Annotated in this window: 1 protein-coding gene and 1 pseudogene; both read left to right on the top strand. The window is 72.9% G+C overall.

The annotated features are described in order from the left end of the window. Positions 1 to 152: 152 nt before the first annotated feature. Entirely contained in the window at positions 153 to 8,336 is an 8,184-nt protein-coding gene (locus ACK1X7_RS45770) for a type I polyketide synthase (RefSeq protein ID WP_413116699.1), read from the top strand. 116 nt (positions 8,337 to 8,452) lie between these two features. Further along, positions 8,453 to 16,561 (top strand): annotated as a pseudogene (locus ACK1X7_RS45775) (SDR family NAD(P)-dependent oxidoreductase); the annotation flags it as partial. Positions 16,562 to 16,814 lie beyond the last annotated feature (253 nt).

The raw sequence follows: 16,814 nt of genomic DNA on the forward strand, positions 1-16,814 counted from the left end.
AGCGTCTCGGTCGAAGGCGGCGACACCCTGTCGCCGCCCATGACTCGGCGATGGCCCGGTTCTGCCCAGCGGCATTGCGCTCGCTTGGGAATGATCTTCCGGGCACATTCCTCTCGCCGCTTGTCCCGTCCCGTGGGGAGGAAAGGTTGGCTGTGTCCGTCGCGCCTTCCGCGAGTGCTCATGCCTCGGCGCCGATCGCGATCACGGGTATTGCCTGCCGTCTGCCCGGTGGCCGGAGCCCGGAGGAATTCTGGCGGTTGCTCAGCACCGGGCGCCATGCCGTCGGCGAGACCGCCAACGGACGCTGGAGCGCGGAACAGGCCGTGGAGCACGGCGGCTTCCTTTCCGACGTGGCCCATTTCGACGCCGAGTTCGCCGGAGTCACCGCGGCCGAGGCCGCCGCGATGGACCCACAGCAGCGGCTTGCGCTCGAACTGGCCTGGGAGGCGATGGAGTCCGCACGGTTCGTGGCGGACCCCCTGCGTGGCAGCCGGTCCGGTGTGTATCTGGGAGTGTCGTCCGACGACTACGCGGCCCTCGTCCGGGCCCGCGGCGCGGCGGAGGACCGCTACACCCTGACGGGCACCCACCGCTCCATGATCGCCAACCGGGTGTCGCACCTGCTGAGGCTGGGCGGCCCGAGCGTCACCGTCGACTCGGGACAGTCCTCCTCCCTCGTGGCGGTGCACCTGGCCTGTGACAGCATCCGCCGTGGCGAGGTCGACCACGCCTTCGTGGGCGGCGTCAACCTCAATCTCGCTCCCGTATCCGCGAGGGCCGTCGACGCGCTCGGCGTCCTCTCCCCGGACGGTCGCTGCTACACCTTCGACGAACGGGCGAACGGCTACGTACGCGGCGAGGGCGGCGTGCTGATCGTGCTGCGGCCGCTCACCGACGCGCTGGCGGACGGCGACCGGGTACACGGTGTGATCCTCGGCAGCGCGGTCAACAACGACGGGGCCGGACAGGCGGATCTGACCACACCGGACCCCTCTCTTCAGACCGACGTGCTGCGGGCCGCCTACCGGGCCGCGGGCGTCCAACCCGGTACCGTGCAGTACGTCGAGCTGCACGGCACCGGGACCAGGGCCGGTGACCCGGTCGAGGCGGCCGCCCTGGGAGCGGCCCTCGGCTCCGAACGGCCGGAGGGCGCGCCCCTGCGCGTCGGCTCGGTGAAGACCAACATCGGCCACCTCGAAGGCGCGGCCGGAATCACCGGGCTGCTCAAAGTGGTCCTGTCCCTCACCCACCGTCGGCTGCCCGCGAGCCTGAACTTCGCCCGGCCCCATCCGGCGATCCCGCTGACCGAACTGAATCTGCGGGTACAGACCGAGACCACCGCGTGGCCGGAGGCGGACCGGCCGCTGGTGGCGGGGGTCAGCTCCTTCGGCATCGGCGGCACCAACTGCCATGTCGTGCTCGCCGAGCCGCCCTCCGTCGAGCCGCCCTCCGCCGAGCCGACGCCGCCCGGCGAATCCCCGGCGGTGACGCCGTGGGTGCTGTCCGCCCGTACCCGACAGGCGTTGCGCGGCCAGGCGGAACGCCTTCTCGACCACTTCGACCACCACGACCCCCACGAGCTGTCTGCTGCCGACGTCGGATACTCGCTGGCCACCACGCGCACGCTGCTGGAACACCGCGCCGTGGTCTTCGGCCGGGAGGAACTGGCGGCGCTCAAAGAACAGTTGCCGGGGCCCGTGCTCGGCACGGCGGGGGAACCGGGGCGCACCGTCTTCGTGTTTCCCGGTCAGGGCTCCCAGTGGTCCGGTATGGGGCTGGCACTGCTGGCGGAGTCGGCGGTGTTCGAGGCACGGATGCGTGAGTGCGCACGGGCCCTGTCCCGGTTCGTCGACTGGGATCTCTTCGATGTGCTGTGCGAACCGATGACCGGCGACGATGTCGTGCAACCGGCCACCTTCGCGGTCATGGTGTCGCTGGCCGAACTGTGGCGATCCCACGGAGTGCGGCCGGACGCGGTGATCGGGCATTCGCAGGGCGAGATCGCCGCCGCCTGCGTCGCCGGAGCGCTCAGCCTCGAGGACGCCGCACGGGTCGTGGTGGCGCGCAGCAGGGCCGTCGAGGCGATCAAGGACCGGGGCCGCATGGGCATGGTCGCCCTGCCCATGGCCGAGGTCGAGCCGCTGCTGCCACCCGGTGTCACCATCGGTGCGGTCAACGGCCCGCGTTCGGTCGTGGTGTCCGGCGACACCGAGCCGGTGCGGGAACTCCTGGAGTCCCTGTCGGCCCGGGGCGCGTGGGTGCGCACGGTGCCGATCGACTACGCCTCGCACTCCCCGCATGTGGACGACATCCGCCCGGCGCTGCTCGATGAGCTGGCCGCCGTTCGCCCCGCCCGCTCCGCGGTCCCGCTGTTCTCCACCGTCACCGGGGACTGGATGGACGGCACCGGACTCGATGCCGACTACTGGTGTCGCAACCTGCGGGAGACCGTCCGGTTCGAAACCGGCGTGCGTGCGCTGGAAGCCGAGGGGTTCACCGGGTTCATCGAGTGCAGCCCGCACCCGGCCCTGGTCATGCCGGTTCAGGAGACCACCGGGCCCCAGGCCGTCGTGGTGGGTTCGCTGCGCCGTGACGACGGCGGTCTCGGGCGTTTTCTGCGGTCGGTCGCCGAGGCCCAGGTGCGGGGAGTGGAGGTGGACTGGCGGCCCGCCTTCCCGGATGGACGGCCGGTGGACCTGCCCACGTACGCGTTCCAGCGCAGCAGGTACTGGCTCGACGAGCCGACGCATGGGCCCGAGCCGACGCATGAGCCCGAGGCGACGCTTGAGCCCGAGGCGAGGACCTCGCGGGCGTCGCGGCGCACCGACGAACAGCGGCGTGCCGCCGCGTTGCGCCTGGTGCGCGAGCACGGGGCCGTGCTGCTCGACCGGGACGACCCGGAATCGCTGGCCGTGACCGAGTCGTTCCGCGACCTCGGCTTCGACTCGCTGACCTCCGTCGAGCTGCGCAACCGACTCGTCGCGGCCACCGGCGTAGCGCTCTCCTCCGCCGTGCTGTACGACCATCCGACCCCCGCGGCGCTGGCCGAGCACCTTGCCGCCCTGCTGGACGGCGAGCGTCCCCGGGCCGCCCGGACGACGGTCGCCGCCGTCGCGACGGACGATCCCATCGCCGTCGTCGCCATGAGCTGCCGGCTACCGGGCGCGGTGACCTCGCCCGAAGATCTGTGGCAAATGGTGGCGGAGGAACGCGACGCCATCGGCGGATTCCCCACCGACAGGGGCTGGGACCTCCCCGATGGCAGCACCGCCACCCGGGCGGGCGGATTCCTCGACGGCATCGACACATTCGACGCGGCCTTCTTCGGCATCTCCCCCCGTGAGGCCACGGCGATGGACCCCCAGCAGCGCCTCCTGCTGGAGGGCACCTGGGAGGCGCTCGAACGGGCGGGCATCGTTCCCGAGAGCCTGCGTGCCACCCGGACCGGAGTGTTCGTCGGCGCGAGCGCGCAGGACTACGGGCCGCGTCTGCATGAAACCGCGCATGGTGCCGAAGGGTTCCTGCTCACCGGCACCAGCGCGAGCGTGCTGTCCGGCCGGGTGGCCTACACACTCGGCCTGCGAGGGCCCGCCATCACCGTGGACACCGCGTGCTCGTCCTCACTGGTGGCCGTCCATCTCGCCGTACGGTCGCTCCAGCAGGGGGAGTGCTCGCTCGCCCTGGCCAGTGGGGTGACCGTGATGTCGACCCCGGGCATGTTCGTGGAGTTCAGCCGTCAGGGCGGACTCTCACCGGACGGGCGCTGCAAGGCGTTCTCCGCTGGGGCCGACGGCACCGGCTGGGCCGAAGGACTGGGCGTTCTCGTCCTGGAGCGCCTCTCCGACGCCCGGCACAACGGACACGACGTCCTCGCGGTGATCCGCGGCACCGCCGTCAACCAGGACGGGGCCTCCAACGGGCTCACCGCGCCCAGTGGACCGGCGCAGGAGCAGGTCATCCGGGAGGCCATGGCCCAGGCCCGGCTGGCGCCGGACGATGTCGACGTGGTCGAGGCACACGGCACGGGCACCGTGCTGGGCGATCCGATCGAGGCACACGCCCTTCTCGCCACCTACGGCCAGGACCGGGACCACCCCCTGCTGCTCGGCTCGCTCAAGTCGAACATCGGCCATACACAGGCCGCCGCCGGGATCGCCGGGGTCATCAAGATGGTGCAGGCCATGCGGCACGGCCTCGCGCCCAAGACCCTGCACATCACCGACCCGACCGCACACGTGGACTGGTCGGCGGGCGCGGTGCGGCTGCTGACCGAGGCCATACCGTGGCCGTCGCGCGGCCGTCCGCCCCGCGCGGCCGTCTCCTCGTTCGGCATCTCCGGGACCAACGCACACCTCGTCATCGAGGGCGTCCCCGCGCCCGGCCCCGACCGGACGCCCGACAGCGGCAGCACCATGCCACTGCTGCTGACCGGGCACACCCGGCAGGCGGTGGTCGACCAGGCACGGCGACTGGCCGTGGCGCTGCCCGGGTCGGGCCCGGACGATGTCGCCTTCTCGCTGGCCACCACCCGGCAGCACCGGCAGCACCGCGCGGTCGTCGTCGGCGGGGACCGCGACGCGCTCCTCGCGGGGCTGGGCGCCCTGGAGGCCGATGATGTGTGCACTGCGTCGGCCGGTGCACTCGCCTTCCTCTTCACCGGTCAGGGCAGTCAGCGCGGCGGGATGGCGGCGGAACTGCACGCGCGGTACCCGGTGTTCGCCCAGACCTTCGAGCGCGTGTGCACCGGATTCGACGAGCATCTCGATGCCGGGCTGAAGGCCGTGGTGTTCGAGGGATCGGATCGGCTCGACCGGACCGTCTACACCCAGGCGGCGCTGTTCGCGGTCGAGGTCTCCCTGTTCCGGCTGGTCGAGAGCTGGGGACTGCGCCCCGACTACCTGGTGGGGCACTCCATCGGCGAACTCGCCGCCGCGCATGTGTCCGGTGTGCTCGACCTGGCCGACGCAGTCACGCTGGTGGCCGCGCGAGGCAAGCTGATGCAGGCACTTCCGGGCGAAGGCTGTATGGCCGCGATCGCCGCGACCGAGCAGGAGGTGCTGGCCCGGCTGTCGGAGGCGGACGGATACGCGGAGATCGCCGCCGTCAACGGCCCACGGGCCGTGGTGATCGCCGGAGACGAGCGGGCCGTCACCGGGCAGATGGGCTACTGGGAGCAGCAGGGGCGCCGCACCCGCAGGCTGCGGGTCGGCCACGCCTTCCACACCGCACACATGGAGCCCATGCTGGCCGACTTCCACGCGGTCGCGGAAAAGCTGACCTTCCACGCACCGGCGATCCCCATCGTGTCCAATGTGACCGGCACGGTCGCGAGCGACGAGGAGCTGTGCTCCCCGGACTACTGGGTGCGGCATGTGCGCGCGGCCGTGCGCTTCGGAGACGGCGTGCGATGGCTGTACGACCACGGCGTCACGGACTTCCTGGAGCTCGGGCCGGATGCCGTGCTGACCACGCTGGGGCCCGAATGCGTCGACGCGGACGCCCGGTTCGTGCCCGCGTTGCGCCGTGACCGCTCGGAGATGGCCACGCTCACCGAGGCCGTATCGCGGCTCTACGCACACGGTGTCGGCCTGGACTGGGCAGCCGTCTTCGACGGCACCCCGGCACGACGCACGCAACTGCCCACCTATCCGTTCCAGCGCAGGCGCTACTGGCTGGACCAGCCGCCCGGCGCGGGCTCCTCGCCGGGCGCGGTCGGGCTGCGCCCGGCCGGGCATCCCCTGCTCGGCGCGCGGATCGCCCAGCCCGACGGCGATGGCGTGGAGTTCACCGGTGTGCTGTCCACGCGCACCCATTCGTGGCTGGCCGACCACGTCGTGGGCGGCACCGTGCTCGTCCCGGCCACGGCCTTCCTCGAGATGGCCGTGCACGCCGGTGGTGTGACGGGCTGTCCCACCGTCGAGGAGCTGGTGATGCTCGCGCCGCTCGCCCTGCGGTCCCACGAGACCGTCGAACTCCGGGTGATCGTAGGGGAGATGGACGCCGAGGGGCGCCGTGCGCTGAGTGTGCACTCCCGGCCCGTGGACGGCGATGCCGAGTGGACCCGGCATGCGACCGCCACCCTCGCCCCCGCATCGGCCACCCCCCAGCGGGCCGTCGGCCACTGGCCGCCGGTGTCCGCCGTCGAGCTGTCCACGCACGACCTCTACAGCGGCCTGGCCCAGTGCGGGCTGGAGTACGGTCCGCGCTTCCAGAACGTACGACGGATCTGGCTTGCCGGCGACGAGGTGATCACCGAGGTCGAACTGGACCTGGACCTCGCGGGGCGGGCCGGTGAGTTCACCCTGCATCCGGCGCTGCTCGACGCGTGCCTGCACGGCGCCGGTGCGCTCGGGCTCTTCGACGGTGCGAAACTGCCGTTCTCCTGGCAGAAGATGGCCGTCCACGCGACCGGTGTCGCCGCCGCCCGGGTGCACACCAGGCGTACCGGCGAGGACACGGTGTCGCTGCGGATCACCGACACCGCCGGAGGGCCGGTCGCCGACATCGAGGCACTGAGTGTCCGCACGGCCGGGCCCGTGGTGCACGACGATCCGTTCCTGAAGGCCGAGTGGGTTCCGGTCACTCCGGCGTCCACGCCATGCCGGGTCGCCGTGGTGGACGACGGCGATCTCTCCCGGTGTGCGGGGGAGTATCCGGATCTCGTGGTCGTGCCGGTGTCCTCGGAGGTGGACCAGGCCCTGCCCGGCGCCGCCCATACGACGGCCGGTCGGGTGCTGGAGCTGGTGCGCTCGTGGATCACCGACGAGCGGTTCGCCTCGGCTCGGCTGGTGCTGGTGACCCGGTCGGCGGTGGGCACCCGGGCGGGCGAGGAGGTCCCGGGCCTCGCCCAGTCCCCGGTGTGGGGTCTGGTGCGTTCCGCGCAGCGTGAGCATCCCGGCCGGTTCGTCCTGCTCGACCTGGACGCCGACCTCGAAGCGGCACGGGCTCTCCTGGACGTAACTCCCCTGGACGAGCCGCAGTTGGCGGTGCGTGCGGGCACACTCCTCGCCCCCCGGCTGACGCGCGGGCGCGGGCCCGCCACCCTCCGCGGCTGGAACCCCGACGGCACCGTGCTGATCACCGGCGCCTCCGGAGGGCTCGGCCGGCTGATCGCCCATCGGCTGCTCACCGAACACGGCATGCGCCACCTGGTGTTGGCGGGCAGGCGGCCGGTGGACGTGGCGGAGTTCGGCCCCGGTGTCAGTTGGCGGTCCTGCGACGTCGCCGACCGCGACGCGGTGGCCGGGCTGCTGGCCTCGATCCCGGCCGAGCATCCGCTGACCGCGGTGGTGCACGCGGCAGGCGTCCTGGACGACACCGTGATCTCCGGGCTGACCACCGAGCGGCTGGCATCGGTACTGCGTCCCAAGGTGGACGGGGCGTGGCATCTCCATGAGTTGACCCGGGACCATGCCCTCGACGGGTTCGTGCTGTTCTCCTCGGCGTCCGGCATCCTCGGTGCCGCCGGGCAGGCGAACTACGCCGCCGGGAACACGTTCCTGGACGCCCTGGCCCAGCATCGCGTGGCGCAGGGGCTGCCCGCCACGTCGCTCGCTTGGGCCCCGTGGGAGCGGACGGGCATGGCCGCCGAGTTGTCCCGTACCGACCTCGACCGGCTGGCGGACATCGGCATGCCCACCCTGTCCACCGACGACGGCCTGGCGCTGTTCGACGCGGCGCTGCGGCTGGACACCCCGCTCCTGGTGGCGGTGGGCCGGAAGGCCGGGCAGCCGCGGTCCGGGTCCGAGGACCCGGGGCCACTGCTGCGTGGTCTGGTTCCGGTGGCGCCCGGGACACGGTCCGAGCGGGACGCGTCCCCCCTCGACCTGGTGCGGCGGGAGCTGGCCGGCTGCCTCGGGCAGGGCCCCGACGAGGCGATCGACCTCGACCGCGGCTTCCGGGAACTGGGTGTGGACTCACTGATCGCGGTCGATCTGCGCAACCGGCTCAACCGGGTGACCGGACTCGCGCTGTCCCCCACCGTCGTCTTCGACCACCCCACCCCGAACCGGCTGGCCGCCCTGATCGCCCAGAAGACGGCGCCCGCCGAACCGCCCCCGGTGGACGAGGCGGCGTTGCGCAGAGCACTGGCCACGGTGCCGGTGGCACGTCTGCGCGCCGCCGGTCTGCTGGACGTCCTCCTCACGCTGGTGGCCGAACCATCCGCCCAGGCCACGCCCCCGGCCGACATCGACCGACCGGGCGGCCCCGAGGGGCCGGACGGCGTCGGCGAACCATACGGCCTCGACGACCTGGACGGCGACGAGTTGGACGGCCTCGACGAGCTGGACGCGGACGACCTGGTCAGGCTGGCCCGTCGCAGCCTGGAATCCTGAGCGAGCCGGAGACGACACCGATGAGCGAAACAACCGCCGCCGCGGTCACCGAGGCGCTGCGCGACAGCATCCGTGAGGTCCAGCGGTTGCGAAGGAAGAACCACGACCTCACCGCCGCCGCGCGCGAGCCCTTGGCGATCGTGGGAATGAGCTGCCGCTACCCCGGTGGCGTCCGCTCGCCCGAGGACCTGTGGGAGCTGGTCGAGCGAGGCGGCGACGCCGTCACCGGCTTCCCGGTCGACCGGGGCTGGCGGCTGACCGAGCTGTTCGACCCGGACCCGGCGCACCCCGGCACGTCCTACTGCGACCAGGGCGGGTTCCTGCACGACGCGGGCGGGTTCGACGCCGAGTTCTTCGGCATCGGCCCGCGCGAGGCGCTGGCCATGGATCCGCAGCAGCGGCTGCTGCTGGAGGCGTCCTGGGAGGCGCTGGAACGCGCCGGACTCGTACCGGGCACCCTGCGCGGCAGCCGCACCGGAGTCTTCGCCGGAGTGATGTACCACGACTACGGGCCGCCGCTGGAACACACCGCGGGCGCGGTCGACGGGCACCGGCTGACCGGCACCACCGCCAGTGTGCTGTCCGGCCGCATCGCCTACACCCTCGGGTTCGAGGGGCCGGCGGTCACCGTGGACACGGCCTGCTCCTCGTCGATGGTGGCGATGCACCTGGCCGCGCAGTCGTTGCGCAGCGGTGAGTGTTCGCTGGCCCTGGCCGCCGGTGTCACCGTCATGGCCACGCCCGGCACCTTCGTGGAGTTCTCCCGGCAGCGGGCGCTGTCCCCCGACGGCCGGTGCAAGTCCTTCGCCGCGGCGGCCGACGGCACGGGCTGGTCCGAGGGGGTCGGGGTACTCGTCCTGGAGCGGCTGTCGGACGCGCGCCGCCACGGCCACCGGGTACTGGCTCTTGTCCGGTCGACGGCGGTCAACCAGGACGGCGCCAGCAGCGGGCTCACCGCTCCCAACGGTCCATCGCAGGAGCGTGTGATCCGCGCCGCGCTGGCGGGCGCCGGCCTGTCCCCGGCCGATGTGCACGCCCTCGAAGCACACGGCACCGGCACCAGGCTGGGCGACCCCATCGAGGCCCAGGCCGTGCTGGCCACCTATGGACAGAACCGGCAACATCCCCTGCTGCTCGGCTCGTTGAAGTCGAACATCGGCCACACCCAGGCCGCGGCCGGGGTCGGTGGCGTCATCAAGATGGTGATGGCCCTCCAGCACGAGCAACTGCCGAAAACCCTGCACATCGACCGGCCCTCGCCGCTGGTGGACTGGGACGGCGGCGCGGTCCGGCTGCTCACCGACCCCGCGCCCTGGCCGGACACCCAGGGCCCGCGCCGCGCCGCGGTGTCCTCGTTCGGCATCAGCGGCACCAACGCCCACGCCATCATCGAACAGGCACCCGTGGCCGAACCGGCGGCGCCTACCTCCGCCACGGCGCCGCTGACCCTGACCAGCGTGCCCGTGGTGGTGTCCGGACGCACCCCCGAGGCGCTGAGGGCGCAGTCCGGCCGGCTGTCGACCGTGCTCACCGACGACGCCGACCTCACCGCGGTCGGCGCCTCGCTCGCCCTCGCCAGGTCCGCCTTCGAGCACCGCGCCGTGCTCCTCGGCCGGTCGGCCCAGGAGCTCCGTACGGGGCTGGACGCACTGGCCCGCGACGAGCCCGCCTCCACGACCACGCGCGCCACGGCAGGCCCCCGCAAGGTCGTGTTCGTCTTCCCGGGACAGGGCCCGCAGTGGGCGGGCATGGCGGTGGACCTGCTGAAGACCTCGCCGGTCTTCGCCCAGGCGATGGCCGACTGCGAGCGCGCCCTGACCCCTCATGTGGACTTCCACCTCACCGACGTGGTGCGTTCCGGGGAGTTCGAGCGGACCGAGGTCCTCCAGCCGGTGCTGTTCGCGGTGATGGTCTCGCTGGCGGCGCTGTGGAAGTCCGTCGGGGTGGTGCCGGACGCGGTGATCGGCCACTCACAGGGCGAGATGGCGGCGGCGGTCGTCGCGGGCGCCATGTCCCTGGAGGACGCCGCCCGCGCGGTCGCGCTGCGCAGCAAGGCCATCGCCGAGGGCCTGTCCGGCCGCGGCGGCATGCTCTCGATCAACCTGCCCCTGGACGAGGTCAGGTCCCGGCTGGAGGGCTTCGAGCGGGTGAGCGTGGCCGCGCTCAACGGCCCCACCTCCACCGTGGTCGCGGGAGATCTCCCCGCGCTCGCCCGTCTGGAGTCCGCGCTGTCGGCGGAGGGCGTCTGGTCGCGGCGGGTGCCCATCGACTACCCGTCCCACTCGGCCCATGTCGAGCCGATCCGGGAGCGGGTGGCGGAGCTGCTCGCCCCGGTCCGGCCGACCGCCACGTCGACGGCGTTCATGTCCACCGTGACCGGCGACTGGATCGACACGGCCGAGCTGACCGGTGAGTACTGGTACCGCAACCTTCGCAGGCCCATCCAGTTCGAGCCGGCCACCCGGGCCCTGCTGGCCGCCGGCTTCGACACCTTCGTGGAGTGCAGCCCGCATCCGGTGCTGCTGGTCGGCATCCAGGAGACCATCGACGACGTCGGCGCCGGGGCGGCGGTTCAGGGCACCCTCCGCCGTGGGCAGGACGAGTCCGACGGCTTCCTCGGCTCGCTGTCCGCCCTGCACGCACACGGTGTCGCGGTCGACTGGGCGAGCGTGTTCGCCGGAGCCGGAGCCGGAGCCGGAGCCGGAGCCAGGACCGGACACGTCGACTTGCCGACGTACCCCTTCCAGCACCGCCACTACTGGCTGCCGAGCGGCAGTACGGCGGATGTGCGGACCGCGGGCATGACGGCCGTGGACCACCCGCTGCTGGGTGCCGCGGTCCGCTTGGCGGACCACGGCGACACCGTCTTCACCGGTGTGCTGTCCATCGCCGCGCAGCCGTGGCTGGCCGACCCCGCCGGGGCGCATGCCGCACTGCTGGAACTGGTGGTGCACGCCGCGGCCGACACCGGTTTCGACCGTGTCGACGTCCTGCGCCAGGTGGACCCGCCACGGCTGCCCGACTCCGGCGTCCTCCGAGTCCAGGTGCGCATCGGCGCCGACGGTGCCATCGATGTGTTCTCGCAGCCGGACGAGGAGACACCCTGGACCCGCAATGCGACGGCGAGCGCAGGTGTCGCACCCCCGGACACCGCGGCCGTTCTCACACCGTGGCCACCGGCCGACGCCGAAGCGGTGAGCCCGCCGGAGGGCTCATCCCCCCTGCTGGAGCGGGTCTGGCGGGCCGGTGGAGAGCTGTTCGCGGAGGCGGGCCTGGAGCGGGAGAGCGAGGCGGAGCCGTACGGGCTGCATCCGGAGCTGATCGGCGCGGCGCTGAGCCTGGTGGCCGCCGAGGACGAGACACCCGTCCTGTGGCACGGCGTACGCCCGCACGCCGTCGGTGCCGCAGCGGTCCGCGTCCATCTGCTGCCCCTCGGCGAGCGCGCCTACGCGATGCGGATCACGGACGGTGCCGGTCAGCCCGTGTACACCGTCGAGTCCGTGACCCTCGCGGCGGTGGACACCGCGCGGCTCCGGCACCACACACCGCTCCACCGACTGGAGTGGACGGTCACACAGTTGCCTTCCACGGCAGCGGGCCGGTGGGCCCTGGACGGTGAGGACGAGCACGGGCTGCGCGCCGTCCACCCCGCCATCCAACAGTTGCCCGCGGTGGACGGGCACGTGGACGGGCGGGCGGACGTGGTGCTCGCCGCCTTCGGCCCCGGCCGCGAAGGGGCGGACATCGCCGCCCAGGCACACGAGGCCACCTCGCGGGCGCTGCGCCTTCTCCGGTCCTGGCTCGCCGAGGAACACCCCGCCGACGCGCGGTTGGTGTTCCTCACCCGCCGGGCCGTGTCCGGCAGCACCGCGCTTGGCGAGACCGTCCAGGCCGCGGTGTGGGGGCTGGTGCGCACCGCGCAGACCGAGCACCCGGACCGGTTCGTCCTCGTCGACCTCGACGGGACCGAGGCGTCCTCGCGCGCACTGCCGGGCGCGCTCGCCTCGGGTGAGCCGCAGATCGTCCTGACCGAGGGGAGCGCCCGCGTACCCCGGCTCGTCGCCACGCCCACGGCAGACGGCACGCCGCGGGCCCTCACCGGAACAGCGCTGATCACGGGCGGAACCGGTGCGCTGGGATCACTCGTCGCCCGACACCTCGTCGCCGAGTACGGCGTACGGCACCTGCTGCTCACCAGCCGCCGTGGCGAGACCGCCGAGGGCGCCGCCCAACTCCGTGCCGAGCTGGAGTCCCTGGGGGCCGAGGTCACCATCGCCGCCTGCGACGCGGCCGACCGCGACGCACTCGCCGCACTGCTCGCGTCCATCCCCGCCGACCGGCCGCTGACGGCCGTCGTACACGCGGCCGGAATCGTCGACGACGCCGTGATCACATCGATGACGGACGATCAGGTGGCCCGGGTGCACCGCCCGAAGGTGCGGGCCGCGGTCAACCTCCACGAGCTCAGCAGGGGCGCCGACCTCCAAGTGTTCGCGCTGTTCTCCTCGTACTCCGGACTCGTCGGCAACGCCGGACAGGGCGCCTACGCGGCGGCCAACGCCTTCCTCGACGCGCTCGCCCAGACCCGGCGCGCACAGGGCCTTCCGGGCGTGTCGATGGCGTGGGGCCTGTGGGACGACCACGGCGGTGTGACCGCCCACCTCGACGCGGACGACCTCGCCCGACTCGCCCGCGCGGGGATCGATCCGCTGACCGCGGACCACGGACTGGCCCTGTTCGACGCCGCACTGCGCGCCGATCACCCGGTGACGGCACCGGTGCGGCTGAACCTCTCCGTACTGCGCGCGCAGGCAGCCGCCGGCACCCTGCCCGCCCTGCTGCGCGGACTGGTCAGGGCCCCGGCGCGGCGGGCTTCCGGAACCTCGGCACGGCAGCCCTCCGCATGGGCGGAGCGGCTGCGGGAGCGCCCCGAGTCCGAGCGGCCGCGACTGCTGCTCGATGTGGTCCGTGAGGAGGTGCTCACCGTGCTCGGTCATACGGACTCCGGCGCGCCGGAGATGACGCGCCCCTTCCGTGACCTGGGCTTCGACTCGCTGGGCGCCGTCGAGCTGCGCAATCGCCTGGGCGCGCGCACCGGGCTGAAACTACCCACCACCGTGGTCTTCGACCACCCCAGCCCGGCGGCGCTCGCCGACTATCTGCTGGCCGAACTGCTGGGCTCGGCAACGGAATTGGTGGAGCGGGGGACGGCCGTGGCCACCACCGGCGACCCCATCGCGATCGTGTCGATGGCCTGCCGCTTCCCCGGCGGAGTGTCCTCCCCCGAGGACCTGTGGCAGGTGCTCGTAGAGGGCCGTGACGTGCTGTCGCCCTTCCCCGGCAACCGGGGCTGGGACCTGGAGCGCCTGTACGACGACGATCCGGACCGGGCGGGCACCAGCTATGCCCGCACGGGCGGATTCCTGCACGACGCCGACCGCTTCGACGCCACCTTCTTCGGTATTTCCCCACGTGAGGCGCTGGGCATGGACCCGCAGCAGCGGCTCGTGCTGGAGTCCGGCTGGGAGCTGTTCGAGCGGGCGGGCATCGACCCCGCGGCCCAGCGCGGCACCCGGTGCGGGGTGTTCATGGGCACCAACGGCCAGGACTACGCCACCGGGATCGACACCGGCGCCCTGGACGCCGAGGGCTATCTGCTCACCGGCACCGCGGCCAGCGTGCTGTCCGGGCGGCTGTCCTACACCCTGGGATTCGAGGGGCCCGCGGTCACCGTGGACACGGCCTGCTCCTCCGCGCTGGTCGCCCTGGACGCGGCGGCGAAGGCGCTGCGCGCCCGGGAGTGCTCGCTCGCGGTGGCAGGCGGCGTCACCGTCATGTCCACCCCCAACGCCTTCGTCGAGTTCTCCCGGCAGCGCGGACTGGCTCCCGACGGGCGCTGCAAGGCGTTCGCCGCGGCGGCGGACGGCACCGGATGGTCCGAGGGAATCGGCCTTCTGCTGCTGGAACGCCTCTCCGACGCCCGGAAGAACGGCCACCAGGTGCTGGCCGTGGTCCGGGGCGCGGCCGTCAACCAGGACGGCGCCTCCAACGGTCTGACCGCGCCGAACGGGACCGCCCAGCAGCGCGTCATCCGGCAGGCGCTCGCCGACGCCCGGCTGGCCCCCGCCGAGGTGGACGTGGTCGAGGCACACGGCACCGGCACGGCGCTGGGCGATCCGATCGAGGCCGGTGCGCTGCTCGCCACCTACGGCCAGGACCGCGCACAGCCCCTGCTGCTGGGCTCGGTGAAGTCCAACCTGGGCCACACCCAGGCCGCCGCGGGTGCCGCAGGGGTGATCAAGGCGGTGCTGGCGATGCGCTACGGCGTCGTCCCCGGGACGCTGCACGTCGATGAGCCCACCCCGCATGTGGACTGGTCGGCGGGCGGGGTCTCCCTGGTGACCGAGCCGACGCCGTGGCCGGCGGCCGGCCGGCCCCGCCGGGTCGGAGTCTCCTCGTTCGGCATCAGCGGCACCAACGCCCACACCATCCTCGAACAGGCCCCCGCCGAGCCCGTACCCGCGCCGACGCCTCCCACGGTGTCCACCCCGGTGGTTCCATGGGTGCTCTCGGCCCGCGGCGCGGCGTCCTTGCGGGCCCAGGCCGCCCGGCTGCACTCCTGGCTGACGGACCGCCCGGAGGAGGACCACGGCCCGGCCGATGTCGCCTGGTCACTGGCGACCGGCCGATCGCTCATGGCACACCGTGCGGTACTGGTCGGCGGCAGCCGCGAGGACCTGCTGGCCGAACTGGGCCACCTCGCCGCCGGAGAGCTCACCGACGGCGTCGGTCAGGCCCGGCCACAGCGGCTCGCCATGGTGTTCTCCGGGCAGGGCAGCCAGCGGCCGGGTATGGGACGTGGGCTGTACCGCGCGTTCCCGCAGTACGCGGCGGCGTTCGACACGGTCTGTGCCGAGTTCGACCGTCACCTCGCACTGCCGCTGCGCCACGTGGTCCTCGGCGCCGACGACGAGGTACTTGACGAGGAGATGCTCGACGACGAGGTGCTCGACCGCACCGAGTACACCCAACCTGCCCTGTTCGCCATGGAAACCGCCCTGTTCCGGCTGATGGAGCACTGGGGAGTCGCTCCCGATCTGCTCCTGGGCCATTCGATCGGCGAACTGACCGCGGCGCACGTCGCCGGTGTCCTGACGCTGCCCGACGCCTGCGCCCTGGTCGCCGCGCGGGGCCGGCTGATGCAGGCCCAGCCCGCGATCGGGGCGATGGCCGCGATCGAAGCCTCCGAGGAGGAGATCCGGTCCGACCTCGGCACCGGTGTGGAACTCGCCGCCGTCAACGGGCCGTCCGCCGTGGTGATCTCCGGGGACGCCGACGAGGTCGACCGTGTCCGCGGACACTGGCGCTCGGCCGGACGCAGGACCAGCAGGCTCCAGGTCAGCCACGCCTTTCACTCCGCACACCTGGACGGCATGCTGGACGAGTTCCGCACCGTCGCCGAGAGCATCCGCTACCGGGCGCCCGCCGTTCCCGTGGTGTCGAACCTGACCGGCACGGTCGCGAGCGACGAGGAACTGTGCTCCCCGGAGTACTGGGTGCGGCACGCACGCGGCTGTGTCCGATTCGCCGACGGGGTGCGCGCGGCCGAGGCCGACGGCGTCACCGCGATCCTGGAACTCGGACCCGACAGCATCGCCGCCGGTATGGCCGAGGACAGCCTGTCCGATCCCGCCTCGACCCTCGTCGTACCGGCGCTGCGCCGTCACCGCGGTGAGGTGTCCGCGCTGACCGGAGCGCTCGCCGACCTCTGCGTACGGGGTGTCGCGGTCTCGTGGTCCTCGGTCCTGGCCGGTCGCGGCGGCAGGCGCGTCGACCTGCCGACCTATGCCTTCCAGCGGGAGCGCTACTGGCCGGCTCCCGACACCGTCAGGAAGCCCGCCGACGCCGCGACAACGGAGTACACCGCGGATGTCCTGGGGCCAGATGACGGTGGGCCGGATGACGCTCCGCAGCCCGCTCTCACCGAACGGCTGGCGCCCCTGACCCGGCCCGAGCGCGTCGGCCTGCTGCTGTCGCTCGTCCGCCACGACATCGCGAAGGTGCTCGGCCACCGCTCCGTCGCCGAGGTGGATCCCACGGTGTCGTTCGCCGAGATGGGCATGGACTCCCTGGCCGCCGTCCGGCTGCGGAACGTGCTGGCCAGGCACACCGGTACCGAACTGCCCACCGCCGTGATGTTCGACCATCCCAGTGCGGAGGCGCTGGCGGAGTACCTGGCCACCGTGGTCCTGCCCGATGACCGGCAGCAGGTCGACGCCGTCTTCCGCCGACTCGACGACGTGGAGTCGGCACTGCCCGCCATACGCGCCGACCGCGCGGCGCGCTCCCGGCTGGCCGCCCGGCTGCGGAGCCTCAGCAGCCGGCTCGACGACTCCGGAGAGCTGGACGAGGTGGACGGCGTCCCCGACGACGAGCTGTTCCGGCTGATCGACGAGGAGTTGGAGCTGTGAATGACCG

Origin of the sequence: Streptomyces sp. CY-1 (assembly GCF_047218265.1) — a bacterium.
Classification (GTDB): Bacteria; Actinomycetota; Actinomycetes; order Streptomycetales; family Streptomycetaceae; genus Streptomyces; species Streptomyces niphimycinicus.